Genomic DNA, 17,852 nt, shown 5'->3' with positions numbered 1-17,852 from the left:
TTGATATGATTAATGTTATAGAATATAATAATTATATAGATACATTTGTATTGCGGAATAAAGGAAGTTGGTGATAAATTATGGCAACAGGAGAACAACTCAAAAGCATAATAAAAACACATTTTAATGGGGACAAAGAACAGTTTTCTACGGTTGCTTTACGAATAGCTGCTCATGAAGCTAAAAATGGGCATCAGATAATTGCTAGAGATATTCGTTCTTTAGTTGATGAATATAAAAATCGACCTCAAAAGGTAGTAAGATTAAAGAGAGAATATAAAGGCCTTGTTGAAGAAGTTAATGAAAAACATTATTTATCAGAGTTAATAGTTAATGATGATATTAATAATAAAATTAAGAGAATTGTAAAAGAATATAAAAAAAGAGATAAGTTATTAAGACATGGTTTGGAAAATAGAAGAAAAATATTATTAAAAGGTCCTCCTGGAACCGGGAAAACATATACTTCAAGTGTTATTGCAAAGGAATTAAATTTATCATTATTTACTGTTCAATTGGATAAGTTAGTTACAAAATATATGGGAGAAACTAGTGCAAAACTTAGGGTTATTTTTGAGATGATTAAAGATATTGAAGCAGTATTTTTATTTGATGAATTTGATGCAATAGGTTACAAAAGATCTTTAGATAATGATGTGGGAGAAATGAGGCGTGTTATTAACTCTTTTTTGCAATTTTTAGAAAATGACAACTCTAAAAGTATTGTTTTAGCTGCAACTAATCATCCTAAATTATTAGACGAAGCACTTTTTAGAAGATTTGATGATATAATTTCTTATAAATTGCCAACTGAAAAGGAAATCTATCGTTTAATTAAAAATAGAATAGCTTCCTTTTCTAAAAATGATTTTTTAATAGATGATATAGTAAAAACAGCTAAGGGTTTAAGTCATTCAGAGATAACAAAAGCTTGTGATGATGCTATTAAAGAAACTATATTAAATGATGAGGATATGGTTAATAAAGGATTATTAGAACGAATGATAGAAGAGAAAAAAATTTCATACGAAAATTGAGGTGCTAAATAAAAATGGAGAATAAAAGAAATATATTTATTAATTTGTCTCCAGATATAATTGATTTTACACCAAAAAGCACACCAGTAAATAATGAATTTCCTACAAAGCAAGTTTCAAAGCATGGTAATAAACTAGTTGACAAATTAAAAAACATCTGGAAAGAGGCTGAAAAGAAGAAAACTAAAAAGGAAAATAAATATTTCAGGTCTCAACAGGGAACATATTTAGAATTCATAATTGATGATTCGCTTAAATATAAAGTCAAAAGTTTAGAAGATAGAAGAAAGAAAATTAGAATACTTAATATTAAGTATTTAAAAGAAGCTAATAAGATGAAAGTTTTAGTTTTTATTCCCGACGGTAAAGAGGGACATTTTCTAGGTAAAATAAAAAAATATTTAGATCCTGATCAGGTAACTAGTAAAGGTAGAAGAAGCAATCAAGATTTAATTGATTGTATTGAGGATATTAAGTTGGCAATTTTAGAATCGTTCTGGCAGGGTGAGATAGAGTGGATTCCTGATGAAGATAAATTGTGGTGTGAAATTTGGATTTATGATAATGGTGAGGATATCGAAGATGAATTTATAAAGCTAGCTGAGTCTTTAGATGTTCATGTTAGTAAAGGTGTTATTAATTTTCCTGAAAGAAAAGTATTTTCTGTTTATCTAAATAACAAACAAATTTTAGATTTAATAGAAGAGGGACCAGTAATTGCTGAAATAAGAAGGAAATCATTAACTACTGATTTTTTTACAGGTTTAGAAAACAGGGAACAGATTGAGTGGGTAGATGATTTATTATCACGATTAAATATGAATGAGAATTGCAAAACTAGTGTTTGTGTACTTGATACCGGTTTGAATTCAGGACATCCACTTATAGATCCAGTTTGTAATAATAACTGTCAGAGTTATAATTTAGAGTGGGGGAGCTATGATCATTCTGGTCATGGTACAATGATGGCTGGATTAGCAATTTATAATGACTTACAACAAGCAATAAACACGGGTAAAAAATTAGATATTGATCATTTTATTGAATCAGTCAAAATTCTTCCTTCAACTGGAGAAAATGATGAAGGGTTATACGGCTATATATTAGAAGAAGCTATTTATAAAGCAGAAATAGAAAACCCTGAATTAAATCGAGTTTTCTGCATGGCAGTAACAGCAGATAATTATATTTTAAATACTGGAGCACCTTCATCCTGGTCTGCAGCAGTAGATGCAGTTACTTCTGGTTATTATGACAACACTAAAAGATTATTATTTGTTTCTGCAGGTAACGTAGTTAAAAAAAGAAATTATTTAAATTACCCTCAAAGTAATCTTACTTCAGTTGTTGAGGAACCGGGTCAGGCCTGGAATGCAATTACAGTAGGAGCATTTACTAATAAAAATGAGATTATTGATCCTGATTATAGTGATTATCAAGCATTAGCTCCGGTTGGTGGACTTTCTCCATTCAGTAAGACTTCTCGTAGTTGGGATAATGATTGGGCAATTAAACCTGAAATATTAATGGAAGGTGGAAATTTGGCTGTAGATAATATATCAGCTAAAGAACCATTTTTTTCTAGTTGTGAAGATCTTTCGGAACTAACTACAAATTATAAATATACTGAAAATCATTTTGCTTCAATAAATATGACAAGTGCAGCAACTGCTAAAGCTTCCTGGTTTGCCTCACAATTAATGGCTGAGTATCCAGAAGTCTGGCCGGAAACAATAAGAGCTCTAATTATTCATTCAGCAGAATGGACAGATAAAATGAAAGAACAGTTTCTAGATGGAGAACTTAAATCTGATTATTTAAAGTTATTAAGAACTTGTGGTTATGGAGTTCCAAATCTAGAAAGAGCAAGATGGAGTTATGAGAATGCTGTTAACTTAGTAATTGAAGATGAAATTCAACCTTTTGAAAAAGCAACAAGTAATTATCGTTCAAAAGAAATGAATTTATATAAAATACCATGGCCAGAAGATATTTTGCTATCATTAGGCGAAATAGAAGTACAAATGCAAATAACATTATCATATTTCATTGAACCAGGTCCAGGAGAGATAGGCTGGAAAGATAGATATAGGTATCCTTCTGCTCTATTGAGATTTGATTTAAAAAGACCTGATGAAGATGAACAGACTTTTTTATCAAGAATTAATAAAAAAGAAAAAGATAAAAATGATAATTATAATAATACTACTACTGATAACTGGACATTAGGTATGAATGCCAGAGATAAAGGCTCAATCCATTCTGATATGTGGGAAGGAATAGCAGCTGATCTTTCTCAGATGAATGAAATAGCAGTTTATCCGGCAAATGGGTGGTGGAAGACCAGAAGTTATTTGGGAAAAGCAGAAGAAAAAATGAGATATTCGTTAGTAGTTTCTTTAACTACTGAACAAGAAGACGTTGAGTTATATACAGAAATTATTAACTTAATTGATATTGCTGAAGAAATTGAGATTAAAGTTTCGAATTAAATATTAGTTTAGACTGCTACTCTCACTGGAGTTATTAAATTCTGGTGGGAGTTTTTTTGTTTCAATTTAACAAAGTAACTCACTTAGTTGCAATGCCTGTTTTTATTCTGCAATTCCCGTTAATTTTAGTATATAACAAATATAAAGCCTGGTTTATAGTATCATATGATAATTTATATTGATAAATCTTGTTAAAAGTTGTATAATAATTATGGAGTGATAATATTAACTCAGAAAGCAGGGAATTAGATTATGGCATCAGCAAATAAATTAGAAATTAATAATTTTTTATCCCGGATGCGAGAAGTTATAGGAAAGATTAATGGTTTTCATTTTGTAGATAGAGAAAAGAATTTAAATTCATTATATAAACACGGTTTAAAAATAGATATAGCAAAATTTTATATAGAAACTTTGGAAGTTAAAGATTATTGGAAGGGTCCTGAACCTGATGATAAAGAATTTAATAATTATGACTGGTGGTTTTTTGCCAGGGAAATTAATACTGCTCTTGGAAATACATTGTTTTACATAAAATTAAGGATTGAAACTAGAGGTAGAGAACAGGTTATCTGCTTATCTTTTCATGAAGCAGATTATCCTATTGATTTTCCCTACAAGTAATTGACTATAAAGCGAGGAGGGTTTTAAATGCAAGAATCAAAAGATATTGATAAATTATTTTGTGATAAATGTGATGACTTTGTAGAATATAATATTGAATCAATAAAAGAGAGTCGCAATATATTAAACCAGGAAGAAATTGAAATAAATGCTAAAGTAGCTGTGTGTAAAAATTGTAAAGAAAAACTATTTCATGAAAAATTAGATAAGGAAAACCAAAAAAGAGCATTTGATAAGTTTAGAGAAAAGAAAAACATTCTATCTGTTAAAGAAATAAGAGATATTAGAAAAAAATATAAATTAACTCAGAAAGAAATAAGCAGACTATTAGGCTGGGGAGAAATAACTTATCATAGATATGAAAATGGTTCTTTACCCGATCAAACCCATAATAATCAACTAAGATTAATTAAAGAGCCATCTAATGTTAAAATTTTACTGGAAAACAATTCAGATAATCTCAGCAGTAAAACTATTAAAAAGCTGAGTAAAAGACTTGAAGAAATGATAGCTAATAAAAATAAAGTAGAAGTTACTTTACCGGAAGAATTATATAAACAAATTAAGATGAAGGCTGAAAAAGATAAAATGAATATATCTGAATATCTTCTCTTTTTAATAACTAAGGAAAATGCTGCTGATAAAGCTGAAAAAGAAATAAATAAATTGAAAAAAGATATTCAAACGTCAATTTTAAGATATAAAACATCACCAGCAGCAGTTTGGAATCAGAAATCTATATCTGAAGAAAAAGTTAAATATAAAATTAAAAATAAATAAAGTGAAATTAAATCTGTGTAATTTTTAGCTGAGGGGTGAACACCATGAGTTTTATTAATGTAGCTAGATATCCTAAGATAAATTTGATTAACATTGACTTCAATTATTTAGGTCTGGAAGACGAAGAAATAGGTCAAAAAAATATAGATCTTAAAATAGCAGATGAAGTTATTGTAAAAGATTATGATGAGAATTTTGTATATTTGACCTTTATTAGAAAAGTGTTTTTTACGCCTGAAATATTTTATAATATCTTAGTAGAGCTAAATGTAATCTTTGAGCTTAATGAGGACTTTGCAGATGATTTAAATATGGATAATCTAGAAAAAGAAGTTGAAGAAGATAGAGAAATTCTTGCTCCGGTATTAGAAAAAGTATCTCTTTTGATCGGTAATATTACAAACATTGATGATGATTTAACTATAATCACTCCTCCTTTTTTTCAGAAAGATGAATAATAAGTCCATTTATTTTAATTCTATTGAGCATTGTGCAGATTTATATATTAGTTCAAAGATAATTCTTTTAAAGAATTAATTAAAAATAGAAATGATTTAAAAGATGCAATTAAGGAGTTTGATCCTGTTTATGAATTAAGAAAATATTGTTATTAAGGTTAGATGAAGGCTTATCACAGTAGGTATGGATAAATATACTGATGATCAACTTTACAAAAGAATAGCTAATTATTTTAGCCAAAAAAGGGTGCAGAATGAAGACTTTTCTTTAATATCATTAAACTAGGATACTTTACTGGATAAATATCTTAATGATAGTGCTCATATAAATTCTGAGGTAGATGAAGATCTCAAACTGGATTATTGTTTATATAATTATGATTTAAATGGTGAGGTTCCGTCAATTCAGCTACGATCTAGTGGATTTAAGAATATTAAACTTATAAAATTCATGGATCAACTAATTGGTTAATTTGTAATAATTGTGGACGCTTATATACCAATTATAGTAGTGATATATCAATTTCGACATTAAATCAGGAAAACAGTGAGATAAAATGTGATTATTGTGAAAGCATAGAAAGAAATTATAGGCTGCTTAGTTTTTTAGTAACTCCAACTTTCCTAAAGGATTTTGAAAGTATTCATTATAAAACAATCTGGCATAATGCTCATTTAGAATTATCTGAGGCAAAAAAAATTATTTTTGTTGGATATTCCTTTCAGGAAGCTGATTTTGAGCTGCGTTATTTATTAAAAAAATCTTTACAAAAAAATGCAGAAATAAAAGTTGTACTGCATGAGAGTGATGATCCTGACTTCTATAGTATACAACAAATAGTTTTGAAGAAAATGTTGATGTTTTTAATGTTGAGCCTCCGAGCGCTGTTTCTTTTTCTTTGACTGACAAGGGTACGGAATATGTAGAGAATGAATTAGTAACTTTATTAGAAGATGAACAGCAGGAATTTTTAAGCCAATTTAAAAAGAAGATTAATGTTTTAAGTCTGGATGCAATTTTAGAATATGTATATAAAAAATATCCTAAGTATGCTACAAAATCAAAAATCAAGGATAATTTTTTGTAAGGATGGTTAAAATGACTGAAGCAGAAATGGTTAAAATGTGTTATGATAAATTTAAAGTTAGTAACAATTATAAAAACATTATCAGAGAGGTTCCCTTTTTGTCCAGATCAATTGATATGATTTTGGTAACTCAAAAAAATGAGATTGTTTCTATCGAATTTAAACTTAAAAACTGGAAACAGGCAATTAATCAGGCACTTGATCACAAGAATGGAGCTGATAGAGCATATATCTGTATGCCGGAGCCACCAATGGGATTTAATGAATTATTCATAAAAAAATTAAAGGAAACAGGAATTGGTTTAATGGAGTTTAATCCTGATGATGATGCGATTAATTTTATTATTGAAGCAGAAAAAAATGATAATCGCTGGTTTCCTAATATTAATAGTTTAAAAGATATTGTTAATAGAATTTCAAATAAAAAAATATTTGCAATTTAAACGACTGATTTATTTTCTGGAGTAAGCATAGTTAATATTGGTTGAGCTAACTTCTTCCAGTCTTGAATAAGTAAATACTGCTTACGTTATATTATTGCTCTCACTGGAATTACTAAAATTTTGGTGGGAGATTTTTTGTTTGTATAAAGATTGACTGTTCTCAATCATTTTAATTAGGGATGTTTAGGTAGAGAATTCATAGGAACCGGAGTTGATGAAATGACAAAAAAATTTGGGGATATATTCGAGGCAATTAAATATTTAGAAAGAAATAGCGAATTATTAGACTTACAGACTAGTTCAATTTATCAAATAAAAAGAAATTATATTTTTGAGGCTGTCAGTGGTGATGATGATAAAACACTGATACTCCCTAAAAATTCTGTTTCGCTTAAATTTTACCGAGGGGAAGATGATAATTATGATTTGAAATATAAGTGTGTCCCAGGTATATACAGAAATAATCCATCATCAATAAATATTTTAGTAAGTAAATTAAAAATGATTGATTTTGAATTAAGTATTTCTGATCATCCGAGAATAGTAGATGCAAAAAGTAAAAATTTATATATTAATTATGAAGCTCTGGCTCAACATTATGAATTAAAAACTGATCTTCTGGATTTGAGTTCTGATCTTGGAGTGGCAGCTTTTTTTGCTACTAATACCTACAATAAAGAAGAAAAAAGGTATAAACCTACCAAAAATAAAGTTGGCTGTCTTAGAGTTTATAAACCAGATAGAAATAATTTAGAAGACAAACAATTTAGATGGATTGGATTGCAGCCATTTAGAAGACCAACCAATCAGTTTGCTTTTGGGTATAAATTAAATCAATCTGAAGACTTTTCTAATAAATCTGATAAGGTGATATTTGAGCAAAAATATAAGAACAGCTTAAAATTTAATCTTTTATTCCATAAAAATGGTTACAATGAACTATTACCGCTTAATGATCATGCAGTTAAAATTGCTGATTATATAAAGAAGGTAAATAAGATTAGTAGAAAAGCTATAGAGATCTATTGCAGCAGAAATATGAAAATTGAAGAAAATATATTGAACCTATTAATAAATGTAGGATATCAGGTTGTTAATAGCAAATTATTTAAATTATCTCGTCAGCAAAAAAGAGAGATTAAAAGAAAAATGGGGGATAAACTCTATAATAATATAAAGATTTTCGTTAGAGGATGCTGTGACCATTATCAAGAAGATTAAATTTTTGTTTTTAATTTCATAACCGCTATTTTTGTCGAATTCATTGAATTACCCTGTTATTTAAAGTATAATAAAAGATGAATACAGATGTAATTTTTTATTCGCTACCGCTTTACAAACAGGGGGATATTATGAAAACCAAGGAATTAATTATGAACACCATCCGCATTATCGGGGATGTTATTTTCGTTAATTTAGCTTTTTTACTGGCTTTTAAGCTGCGTTTCCCAGGGGGAATACCAACTCAAAACTATAATGATTATCTAAATATCATACCATATGTTTCAATATTTTCTGTGCTTTTATTTCAGATGTACAATCTTTACAGCAATCAATTAAAAAGAAGATTAGATGAGGTGTTTTATACCTTTATTCCAGCAACCTTTATCATCGTTTTATTTACAGGTGCAGTGACTTATTTAACTCATTCTTTAGCTTTCCCGCGCTCGGTTTATTTAATATCTTTTCCTGCCCTTTTTCTAATCATGGTTGGCTGGCGTTATTTAACAATTGCTTTAGAGCGCCTGATTTCTAAAAAAGAAGAGATTATCATTGTTGGTCGGGGAGAAAATACGGCTAAATTAATAAAGAACATAGTTCATTCGATGCATAAAAGTTATAATATCAAAGATGTAATTATAGATGACCCAGATTATCTTAAAGATTTAGATTATGTAGATTTTGAGTTATTCACAGATTTTACTAATTTAGAAGAAAAGTTGATGGAGATGGAGGCAGATATAATATTTGTAGCTTCCAACTTAAATGAAGTGGAAAAGAAAGATGCCTTTTATGCAGCTTTAGAGAAAGGGTGGGAGGTTTCTCTGGTGCCTGAATTTTATGAGATTATGCTTTCTGGTTCCAGATTGGAACAGATTGGCGAAATGCCAGTTTTTGAGATTGTTCCACCTCACAATTCTATAGGCTTTTTCTTTAAGCGTTTAACAGATATTTCACTTGCTTCAATTGGTCTGATTTTGAGTTTACCATTAACTCTGCCTGCTGCTATTTGTGTAAAACTGGAAAGCAGAGGACCTCTCTTTTTTACTCAGGAGCGGGTCAGCCGACGGGGAGAAAAATTTGAAGTCTATAAGTTCAGGACAATGGTTAATAATGCAGAAGAAGATACTGGCCCTGTCCTGGCGCAAAAAAATGACTGCAGAGTAACAAAAGTTGGTAAGTTTTTAAGAAAGACCAGAATCGATGAGATACCACAGCTAATTAATGTTTTAAAAGGTGATATGAGTGTAGTCGGACCCCGGCCAGAAAGGCCACACTTTGTGGGTCAATTTGAAAAAGAAATACCACATTATAAATATCGTCATTTTATAAAAACAGGGATTACAGGTTTAGCCCAGGTTTATGGTTATTATGACACAGATGCCGAAGATAAGCTGCGGATGGATCTCTTATACGCCAATAAGCGGTCATTTATCTTTGATTTAAAGATCTTATTGGAAACTTTAAAAGTAATTTTTATGGGACATAAGGCAAATTAAAATATAAGGAGTTTGGATATTAATTACCCGGTGCTAATATTCTGCAGCAGCGGGTATTTTACTACTCAGATAAAGGGAGTTGAATATAAATGGAAGTATTAGTCACCGGGGGAGCAGGTTTTATCGGCTCCAATATAGTAGATGGCTTAATTGAAGCAGGACATCAGGTCATAGTAGTCGATAATTTAAGTACAGGAAAAAAAGAAAATTTAAATGAGCAGGCTGAGTTTTATAACTTAGATCTTAGAGATCAAGAATTAAAGAAAGTTTTTAAAAAAAATGAAATTAGCCATGTTATTCATCATGCAGCTCAGATAGATGTTCAGCATTCAATTAAAGATCCTCTCTCAGATGCTCAAAATAATATTTTAGGCACCATTAATCTTTTAGAGTGCTGTAGAGCATATAATGTAAAGAAAATAATTTATGCCTCTTCTGCAGCTGTCTATGGTGAACCAGATTATTTACCTGTAGATGAAGAACATCCAATTAAAGCAATGTCACCCTATGGAATCAGCAAACATACTCCGGAACATTACATAAAAATGTACAGTGATCTTTATGATCTTAAATATACTATTTTTCGCTATGCCAATGTCTATGGACCACGCCAGGATCCGAAAGGAGAAGGTGGAGTTGTTTCTATTTTTGTGGATAAGATGGTGGCTGAAGAGAGACCGGTAATCTTTGGTGATGGTCAGCAGACAAGAGACTTTGTTCATGTCTATGATATAGTAAAAGCCAATCTGCTTGCTTTAGATAAGGGTGATAATATTCTGGTTAATATCAGTACCCAGAGCAGAGATAGTGTCAATGATCTGGTAGATTATTTAAATCAGATTTTACCATATGATTTAAAAGCTATTTATCAGGAAGCCCGTAAAGGAGATATACTTCATTCTTCTCTGGCAAATGGAAAGGCAAAAGAACTGTTAGGCTGGACTCCTGATTATGATTTTAAAGATGGGCTGGAGCAGACAGTAGGGTATTATTCAAAATAAGGGATGGATAATCATGAGTTATTTAAAAGAAAAATTTCAGCAGCAGGGATATTTAACCAGAGATCAGTTAAAAGAGTATGCTAAAAATAACGGTATTAGTTATGATTTAGTAAAGAAAATATTATCTGATCTGGGAATAAAAATTTATGATATTAAACCGAAAGAGAAGAAAAAATCAACTTCTGATGAATATGAAAACTGTGTTCTCTGTGGTAAAAAAACTGAGGTTAAATCCAGTCAGGAAGTTGAGACTCGAGATTACTATGTAAAAGGAATCGGACAGCTGTGTAAGGAATGTTATCAAGATTTATAGTTATTATCTTTAAATAACTAATTTCTTTGAAATTGTTTATATCATATTAGGGGTTTAGATAACTTTAACAGTTTACTTAACACCTTTTCAAAATAAAATACTTACAAAAAACACTTCCTCTTTTTGAACTAAAGTGATCCTATCAGATCAATTATTAGTTCAGAAAGAGTTTTTTTATGTGTAGTAAATTTAGTGGTGCTTTTATCAGCGAAAAAGCACCAGCTGCTAATTGAAAAATGTACCATCTCCTGATAGCCTTTTTAGCCATCAGAAGGGCAAGTTTGTTTTTCCCATTATTTTTCTGCTTCAATAAATTTAATTAATCTTCTATAAAAATTAATATTATTTGAATCCATTTCTTTTATTTCATTAAAAAGAGATTTAAGTTCTTGATTATTTAAAATTTCTTTAGAAATTTTATTTTCGCTAACTATGTAATTATCATAATCATTAGCAAGTAAAGAGTCAATACTGCAATCTAGAGCATTAGATATCTTTTTTAATATTTTATATGAGGGTTCCTGATTCTTACTTTCATAACCAGCAATAGTTGAACGTTTAACTTCAACGATTTCCGCCAATTCTTTTTGCGTGAAGCCTTTATTTTTTCGAGCTTTTTTTAAATTTTTACCAAAAGTCATAGAGAAATACCTCCATTTTTGTCTAATAAACATAATTAATAAAAAATCATAAAAAACACTTGACAAAGTCCTGATGCACCACTATAATGAAATAGAAATGTGGTATAAAGAAACAACGTTTTAGAATAAAAATAGACAGAACTATCCCTGGGTTCTTCTAAAAAGAAAAGGAGGGATTAGCTTAATTAAATTAGGGTAACAGACTTCAGTGGGCACTGATCTGTTAAAATAATTACTTAATAATTATACCACAATGGGAGTATCATGTAAATTTGTGGAATTGACTTTCAGCTTTAAAAGACAGAATATTATTAACAGTTGATTTAGACCCTGGGGTTTCAGGAGGGATATCTTGTGAATTAAAATTCAAAAAATATCATAAGCTTCACCTGGGGCCTTGGGCCGGGAACTTTAGTTTTCCCGGCCCTATTTTTTTATCTTGAAAGAATAAAATAAGCATTAATTTTAGTTAAAATAATACTTATTCTGTATTTAGGAATGTCAAATGAAGGGGGAAAACAATGACAAGTGGTGTACAAATGATACTTGCTCTGCTGATCGGGGTAGGACTATTAATCTATCTGATTTTAAAAACTAAAATCCATGCTTTTCCGGCTTTAATTATCTCAGCCTCAGCGATTGGTCTTATCGGTGGGCTTGGACCAGCCCAGACAATAGAAGCTATTTCGTCTGGTTTTGGTGGTACTTTAGGCAGCATCGGAATCGTAATTGGTTTAGGAGTTATGATGGGTAAATTATTAGAAATTTCTGGTGGAGCAGAACAAATGGCGGCTACTTTTTTGAAAACAGTAGGTAAAGGCAGAGAAGAATGGGCTTTAGGATTAACCGGAGCTGCTGTTTCGATACCTGTTTTTTGTGACAGTGGTTTTGTGATCTTAATCGGGCTGGCAAAATCATTATCCAAAAAGACCGGCAGATCAATAGTAGTTTTAGGTATTTCTCTGGCTGCAGGACTGGTAGCAACTCACCATACAGTTCCGCCTACTCCAGGACCCTTAGCGGTAGCCGGGATTTATGGTGCTGATATTGGCCAGATGATATTAGTGGGCTTAATTTTAGCCTGTTTTATCTTAGTTGGAACAATCCTCTATGCTAAAACTCTGGCTAAAAAGATCAAAATTGATGTTGATGATTTAATTGAACAGGCAGACCAAAAATTTGATGAAAGTGAATTACCAGCTCCAGGCTTATCTTTTTCTCCAATTGCAGTTCCCATATTTTTGATCTTACTTAACACTTTATTTTCTGCCTTTGCAATAGAGAACTCACTGGCTTCTGTAGTGACCTTCCTGGGAGATCCTGCAATTGCAGTAATGATTGGTTTATTAATCGCCATTTATGGACTAGTTTCTAAGCTTGAAACAGCAGAAATAACAGACCAGTTAGAAAAATCTCTAGCATCAGCAGCGGTCATTATCTTTGTTACCGGTGCTGGTGGAGCTTTAGGATCTGTACTCAGAGCTTCCGGTATCGGTGATTTTGTAGCAGAACAGGTTGCCGAATTTTCGATACCCATGTTATTAATTCCATTTGTAATAGCTACTTTAGTTAGACTAGTTCAGGGATCAGGGACTGTGGCCATGATAACTGCTGCCTCTATCACAGCACCGATCGTTGCCAATTCAAATCTGAATCCCGTGATTGCAGCCCAGGCTACCACAGTTGGAGCCATGATTTTTTCCTATTTCAATGATAGTTTTTTCTGGGTTGTGACTAAATTCTTGGGCTTGGATGTAAAACAGGGAATTAGAGCCTGGTCCATGACAACCACAGTTGCCTGGTTATCAGGTTTAGTTGGTCTGGTTATAATGAACATATTCATTTAATAAATATAAGCTATGGGGGTAGTTTTTCTGCCCCCTCTAAAATTAATTTGAAGGTGAAGCTATGAGCTGGGAAGCTAATAAAAAAGATGAAATAGAAAATAACCTATTGGAACAGGGATGGCACATTCAAAAGATAAAGGGTGAAGATTTGATCTATGCCAATAAAAGATTCTTTCTCTTTTTCAATAGATATTATCTATATTTTATTCAGCAGAATATTTCACTGCCAGAATTAAAGGCCAGAAAAGAACAGCTGGATGCTGAAAATATAAGATACCATGGATTCTGGCTGGCAGCTAAAAATATAAGTGATCAGATAGTTAAATATGCGAAAAACAATAATATAGGACTAATGGAACTTAAATAAGCTGAGGGAGGTAAATGTCTATGGCCGATATTGTAGTAATAGCCGATGATTTAACAGGTGCCAATGCTACAGGAGTTTTATTTGAAAATAAAAACTGTAAAATAGCTACTTTCCTGGATTTATTGACTTATTTTAAAGAAGAAAAAGGAGCCTATAAAGATTATGATGTGATTTCAATTAATACTGACAGCAGATCAATTGCAAAAGAAGAAGCCTATAACCGGGTTGCTACTGTCACCAATTCTTTTAAAAATGAAGACATTAAATTATTATCCAAAAGAATTGATAGTACAGTCAGAGGTAATGTAGGTTCGGAAATAGATGCAGTTCTTGATTCTCTGGCAGATAATTATCTGGCGATCGTTGTCCCGGCTTTTCCGGCTTCAAACAGAATCACAATTGGGGGTCATCTGCTGGTAAACTCCATTCCTCTGGAAAGAACTGATGTTGCTAAAGATCCTAAAACTCCGGTTGAAACTTCCTGTGTCAGTAAAATTATCGCCAGACAGAGTAAATATAAGATTGGCAGTATTGAGTTAAGCTCTTTAAAAAATGATGAGAAAGAAATTATTGAAGAAATAAACAGCCTCCAAAAGGAAGGGAAAAAGATCATTGTCTTTGATGCAGTTAACCAGCAGGATATTAATAAAATCGCCGCTGTAGTCAGTAAACTTAAAACCCCGGTTATTTCTGTTGATCCCGGGCCCTTTACTCTTGCTCTGGGAGTTAAATCCTTAAGCAGCAATGGTAATCAGGACAGCTCCATTTTAGCAACAATTGGGAGTGCTACTAATTTAACCAGAACTCAGGTTGCAAATTTAGAAGAAAACACTAATTCCCTTTTAGTTCTGGTAGATTCCATAAAATTAATTGGAGCAGAAAAAGAAGCAGAAATTAAGAGAGTAAGTACTAAAATCTTAGATAATATTGATAATTATCAAATAGTTGGCCTGGTATCTTCTAAAACAGAAGAAGATGTTTTCGATTTAAATGAACTGTCAAAAAAGTTATACCTCAGCAGAGATCAAATTGCTCAAAAAATTTCTGATGGACTGGCAGTAATATCTAAACAGGTCCTGGATGCAGCTGCAGATAAAATTGGAGGGCTCTTTATAACCGGGGGAGATATTACGATTGCTGTCTCTAAGGCAATCAAAACTGTGGGAATTGAAGTTCAGGAAGAAGTGCTGCCGCTGGCGGTTTACGGCAAAATACTGGGTGGAGCTTATGACGGTCTCCCGGTAGTCACTAAAGGTGGTTTGATCGGTGATTCTGATGCAATAACAAACTGTATAAATCATTTATTCAAAAAAATTAATTAAAAGGAGCTGTTTAAAGATGTCTAAAATGAAGATTGGGATTACAATTGGTGATCCAGCTGGAATTGGACCCGAAATTGTTGTGAAATCTCTGGCAAAAGAGAAAATAAGGGAAATGGGTAAGCTGTATGTTCTGGGTGATAGAGAGGTAATCAGGGAAGCAGAAAAGCTGACCGGTGTGGATTTAAATATTAACCTGATTGAAGATATCGATCAGGATCAGTATCGAGAAAATGAAATTAATTTAATCGACCTGAATAATGTTGAGCTTGACCAACTTCAATACGGAGAGGTTCAGGCAGTGGCAGGCCAGGCAGCCTATGAATACATCAAAAAGTCGATTCAGCTGGCTCTGGCTGGTAAATTGGATGCAGTAGCTACCGCTCCCATCAACAAAAAATCTTTAAAAGCTGCTGGGGTTGATTATATTGGCCATACCGAAATGTTTGCTGATTTAACCGAAACTGAGGATCCGATGACTATGTTCCAGGTTTTTGACTTGAGAGTTTTCTTTTTATCAAGACATGTTTCTTTAAAGAAAGCATGTGAGATGGTAACTGAAGCCAGAGTTTATGCTTATATAAAAAGGTGTATCAAAGCTTTAGCCAGACTGGGAGTTGAAGATGGCAGGTTAGCAATTGCAGCCTTAAATCCGCATGGAGGAGAACATGGATTGTTTGGAACTGAAGAGGATCAAGAAATTACTCCGGCAATCAATAGAGCCAGAGAGGAAGGATATGATGTTGTAGGACCTGTACCTGCCGATTCAGTCTTTCATAAAGGCTTAAAAGGTAATTATGATGCAATTTTATCCCTGTTTCATGATCAGGGACATATTGCCACCAAGATGGTGGATTTTGAACGTACCATTTCTTTAACAAATAATATGCCGTTTTTAAGAACTTCTGTTGATCACGGTACAGCTTTTGATATCGCAGGAGAAAATATTGCGGATTCATTGAGTATGGAAGAGGCCATTCGCCTGGCAGTTGAATATGCGACTTCTTTTACTAATGGCTAGGGGAACTGCTTAAATGAGATAAGAAGTAAAGATGAGTGAAGCTCTCACCGGGTTTTTAGGATTCTGGTGGGAGTTTTTTTTTGAGATAGAGTTAATTTTTATATATCTTAATTTTCACTTTGAAGAGAATATAATGAGTAATTTTCAGAAAAAAATTAATTTTTTAATAATTATGCAGGAATAATTAAAATGACAGAGAAACAATGTAATACATACACATCATTATAAAAACTGTTTTCATAATACGAAATATGATTTGTTCTATTTAGTTTTATTTGTTTTCAAATTATTTTAAATAGGGGGTGAATTAATAAATCTGGAGGTTTAGACTTATCAACTATAAAATGGGGGTAAAAAAATGAAATTGAGAAGTAATGTTAAGATTGTGTTGTTTACACTGGTATTTGTTCTTTTCTCAATTATGTCTGTACAGGCGGTAACTTTAGAAGTAATGGATTCTGTAATTGTTGAGTCTCCTGAAAGAGAAGCTCTTCTTCAAATTATTGAAAACTTTGAAGAAGAAAATCCTGATATTACTATAGATTATCAGGGAGTACCAATGAATGATGCTTATGCTCAAATTCCAACTCTAGCAACCTCCGGTGCTCTACCTGACGTTTATCTGGCGACTTTAGATTTTATCGGAACCTTTGAAGATATGGGTATTGCTACTGACTTAAGAGACGTATTTAGTCAGGAATATCTTGATGGCTTTAATCAAAATTCTCTTTCTGAACTGACAGTAGATGGCAAAGTGTTAGCCCATCCGTTTTTTGTAATTCCCATGGGTGTTTTATATCGAATTGATTGGTTTGAAGAAAAAGGTCTGACTCCTCCCGAAACCTGGGAAGAATTTTTGGATATTGCAAATGAATTAACAGAAGATACAAATGGTGATGGTAGTGTTGACCGCTGGGGATTTGCGATGTTGGCTTCTAGAGATGGATCTGGAGGTTCAAGATTTATTCAAATCTTTAGAACTTTTGGTGGTTATGAGCTGCGTCTAAATGATGAAGGAGAATATGTTACTGATGTAAATACTCCTCAAGGAAGAAATGCATTTGAGTTTTTCACCGAACTAAATACAGAACATGAAGTTGTACCTCCAGGACCAATGGAGGTTAGTTATGGTGAAGCACTTAACCTGATGGTAACTAACAAAACTGCTATGATGGTTACAGGACCTCATTCTATTGGTGGAATTATAGAAAGAAATCCTGAACTTGATGGAAAAATAGGCGCTTTTCCACTTCCAATGGCTCAAGATGGTGGTAAGCACATTTCTGTATTGAATACTTATGGTCATGCAATTAATCCTGATTCAGATAAGAAAGAAGAAGCAGCAAAGTTCTTAAAATTCCTGGTTAATGATGAAAGTGCATTACTCTGGAATGAAATGACTGGAAGAATGCCAACCAGAACAGGACTGCTGCAATCTCCTGAAGTGCAGGACCGTCCTGATTTAGCTGGATTTGTTGAAGCAATGGATTATGCAGAACCACTTCCTACAGTTAGTTATTACAGCACAATTATGACTGATATTTTACCAAGTGCCTATCAGTCTATAATAGTCGGTCAGGCAACAGTTGAAGAAGCAGCGGAGAGAGCAGAAGAGAGAATAATATCATTAATAGAAGAAAATTAGTTAAGTTAAATTAATATTAGAGAGGGAAATTCCCTCTCTAATATTATAAAAGGAGG

17 protein-coding genes are annotated in these 17,852 nt (G+C 32.2%); 16 read left to right on the top strand and 1 reads right to left on the bottom strand.

Annotated elements, in window-relative coordinates:
* Positions 1-80: 80 nt before the first annotated feature.
* The 11 genes from C7958_RS00805 (at position 81) to C7958_RS00755 (ending at position 10,956) form a co-directional block, all read left to right on the top strand.
* Entirely contained in the window at positions 81-1,037 is a 957-nt protein-coding gene (locus tag C7958_RS00805) for an AAA family ATPase (RefSeq protein ID WP_111570763.1), read from the top strand.
* A gap of 14 nt (positions 1,038-1,051) precedes the next feature.
* The gene (locus tag C7958_RS00800) at positions 1,052-3,529 is read left to right on the top strand and encodes a S8 family peptidase (RefSeq protein WP_111570762.1); all 2,478 of its coding nucleotides are present in this window, start codon (positions 1,052-1,054) and stop codon (positions 3,527-3,529) included.
* 252 nt (positions 3,530-3,781) lie between these two features.
* Positions 3,782-4,153 carry a hypothetical protein gene (locus tag C7958_RS00795; RefSeq protein WP_111570761.1) on the top strand — a complete coding sequence of 124 codons (372 nt, stop codon included), beginning with the start codon at positions 3,782-3,784 and terminating at the stop codon, positions 4,151-4,153.
* A 27-nt stretch (positions 4,154-4,180) separates the two neighbouring features.
* A complete protein-coding gene (locus tag C7958_RS00790; protein WP_111570760.1) occupies positions 4,181-4,933 on the top strand; it encodes a type II TA system antitoxin MqsA family protein in 753 nt (250 codons plus the stop codon).
* A gap of 44 nt (positions 4,934-4,977) precedes the next feature.
* Entirely contained in the window at positions 4,978-5,391 is a 414-nt protein-coding gene (locus C7958_RS00785) for a hypothetical protein (protein ID WP_111570759.1), read from the top strand.
* Between the two features lie 899 nt (positions 5,392-6,290).
* Positions 6,291-6,479 (top strand): hypothetical protein, encoded by a 189-nt coding sequence (locus C7958_RS00780; RefSeq protein ID WP_111570758.1) that lies wholly within the window; start codon positions 6,291-6,293, stop codon positions 6,477-6,479.
* A gap of 11 nt (positions 6,480-6,490) precedes the next feature.
* On the top strand, positions 6,491-6,922 hold the full coding sequence (locus C7958_RS00775; RefSeq protein WP_111570757.1) for a hypothetical protein: 432 nt from the start codon (positions 6,491-6,493) through the stop codon (positions 6,920-6,922).
* A gap of 219 nt (positions 6,923-7,141) precedes the next feature.
* Positions 7,142-8,143 (top strand): FRG domain-containing protein, encoded by a 1,002-nt coding sequence (locus C7958_RS00770; protein ID WP_111570756.1) that lies wholly within the window; start codon positions 7,142-7,144, stop codon positions 8,141-8,143.
* A gap of 131 nt (positions 8,144-8,274) precedes the next feature.
* The gene (locus tag C7958_RS00765; protein WP_166668475.1) at positions 8,275-9,642 is read left to right on the top strand and encodes a sugar transferase; all 1,368 of its coding nucleotides are present in this window, start codon (positions 8,275-8,277) and stop codon (positions 9,640-9,642) included.
* Positions 9,643-9,731: 89 nt separating this feature from the next.
* A complete protein-coding gene (locus C7958_RS00760) occupies positions 9,732-10,643 on the top strand; it encodes an SDR family oxidoreductase (RefSeq protein ID WP_111570754.1) in 912 nt (303 codons plus the stop codon).
* 13 nt (positions 10,644-10,656) lie between these two features.
* Positions 10,657-10,956, top strand: a complete 300-nt coding sequence (locus tag C7958_RS00755; RefSeq protein ID WP_111570753.1) for a hypothetical protein — start codon at positions 10,657-10,659, stop codon at positions 10,954-10,956.
* Between the two features lie 293 nt (positions 10,957-11,249).
* Here C7958_RS00755 and C7958_RS00750 read toward each other — a convergent pair whose 3' ends face one another.
* A complete protein-coding gene (locus C7958_RS00750; RefSeq protein ID WP_166668474.1) occupies positions 11,250-11,597 on the bottom strand; it encodes a helix-turn-helix domain-containing protein in 348 nt (115 codons plus the stop codon).
* A 521-nt stretch (positions 11,598-12,118) separates the two neighbouring features.
* Here C7958_RS00750 and C7958_RS00745 point away from each other — a divergent pair.
* The 5 genes from C7958_RS00745 (at position 12,119) to C7958_RS00725 (ending at position 17,796) form a co-directional block, all read left to right on the top strand.
* Positions 12,119-13,444, top strand: coding sequence for a GntP family permease (locus C7958_RS00745; protein ID WP_111570751.1), 1,326 nt, complete (start codon positions 12,119-12,121; stop codon positions 13,442-13,444).
* A gap of 61 nt (positions 13,445-13,505) precedes the next feature.
* Positions 13,506-13,811 (top strand): hypothetical protein, encoded by a 306-nt coding sequence (locus tag C7958_RS00740; protein WP_111570750.1) that lies wholly within the window; start codon positions 13,506-13,508, stop codon positions 13,809-13,811.
* A gap of 20 nt (positions 13,812-13,831) precedes the next feature.
* Entirely contained in the window at positions 13,832-15,133 is a 1,302-nt protein-coding gene (locus C7958_RS00735; RefSeq protein ID WP_166668473.1) for a four-carbon acid sugar kinase family protein, read from the top strand.
* Positions 15,134-15,149: 16 nt separating this feature from the next.
* Positions 15,150-16,151, top strand: coding sequence for a 4-hydroxythreonine-4-phosphate dehydrogenase PdxA (gene pdxA, locus C7958_RS00730; protein WP_111570748.1), 1,002 nt, complete (start codon positions 15,150-15,152; stop codon positions 16,149-16,151).
* 358 nt (positions 16,152-16,509) lie between these two features.
* A complete protein-coding gene (locus C7958_RS00725) occupies positions 16,510-17,796 on the top strand; it encodes an ABC transporter substrate-binding protein (protein WP_111570747.1) in 1,287 nt (428 codons plus the stop codon).
* Positions 17,797-17,852: the final 56 nt, after the last annotated feature.

Source organism: Halanaerobium saccharolyticum (assembly GCF_003259895.1).
GTDB lineage: Bacteria > Bacillota > Halanaerobiia > Halanaerobiales > Halanaerobiaceae > Halanaerobium > Halanaerobium saccharolyticum_A.
This window is presented reverse-complemented; position numbering and strand designations above follow the sequence as displayed.

Bases quoted from the DNA above. Each gene is read 5' to 3' on its own strand.
- C7958_RS00750 (WP_166668474.1), bottom strand. From the start codon at position 11,597: ATGACTTTTGGTAAAAATTTAAAAAAAGCTCGAAAAAATAAAGGCTTC.
- C7958_RS00765 (WP_166668475.1), top strand. From the start codon at position 8,275: ATGAAAACCAAGGAATTAATTATGAACACCATCCGCATTATCGGGGAT.
- C7958_RS00770 (WP_111570756.1), top strand. From the start codon at position 7,142: ATGACAAAAAAATTTGGGGATATATTCGAGGCAATTAAATATTTAGAA.
- C7958_RS00725 (WP_111570747.1), top strand. From the start codon at position 16,510: ATGAAATTGAGAAGTAATGTTAAGATTGTGTTGTTTACACTGGTATTT.
- C7958_RS00790 (WP_111570760.1), top strand. From the start codon at position 4,181: ATGCAAGAATCAAAAGATATTGATAAATTATTTTGTGATAAATGTGAT.
- C7958_RS00795 (WP_111570761.1), top strand. From the start codon at position 3,782: ATGGCATCAGCAAATAAATTAGAAATTAATAATTTTTTATCCCGGATG.
- C7958_RS00740 (WP_111570750.1), top strand. From the start codon at position 13,506: ATGAGCTGGGAAGCTAATAAAAAAGATGAAATAGAAAATAACCTATTG.
- C7958_RS00760 (WP_111570754.1), top strand. From the start codon at position 9,732: ATGGAAGTATTAGTCACCGGGGGAGCAGGTTTTATCGGCTCCAATATA.
- pdxA (WP_111570748.1), top strand. From the start codon at position 15,150: ATGTCTAAAATGAAGATTGGGATTACAATTGGTGATCCAGCTGGAATT.
- C7958_RS00745 (WP_111570751.1), top strand. From the start codon at position 12,119: ATGACAAGTGGTGTACAAATGATACTTGCTCTGCTGATCGGGGTAGGA.
- C7958_RS00735 (WP_166668473.1), top strand. From the start codon at position 13,832: ATGGCCGATATTGTAGTAATAGCCGATGATTTAACAGGTGCCAATGCT.
- C7958_RS00755 (WP_111570753.1), top strand. From the start codon at position 10,657: ATGAGTTATTTAAAAGAAAAATTTCAGCAGCAGGGATATTTAACCAGA.
- C7958_RS00805 (WP_111570763.1), top strand. From the start codon at position 81: ATGGCAACAGGAGAACAACTCAAAAGCATAATAAAAACACATTTTAAT.
- C7958_RS00775 (WP_111570757.1), top strand. From the start codon at position 6,491: ATGACTGAAGCAGAAATGGTTAAAATGTGTTATGATAAATTTAAAGTT.
- C7958_RS00785 (WP_111570759.1), top strand. From the start codon at position 4,978: ATGAGTTTTATTAATGTAGCTAGATATCCTAAGATAAATTTGATTAAC.
- C7958_RS00800 (WP_111570762.1), top strand. From the start codon at position 1,052: ATGGAGAATAAAAGAAATATATTTATTAATTTGTCTCCAGATATAATT.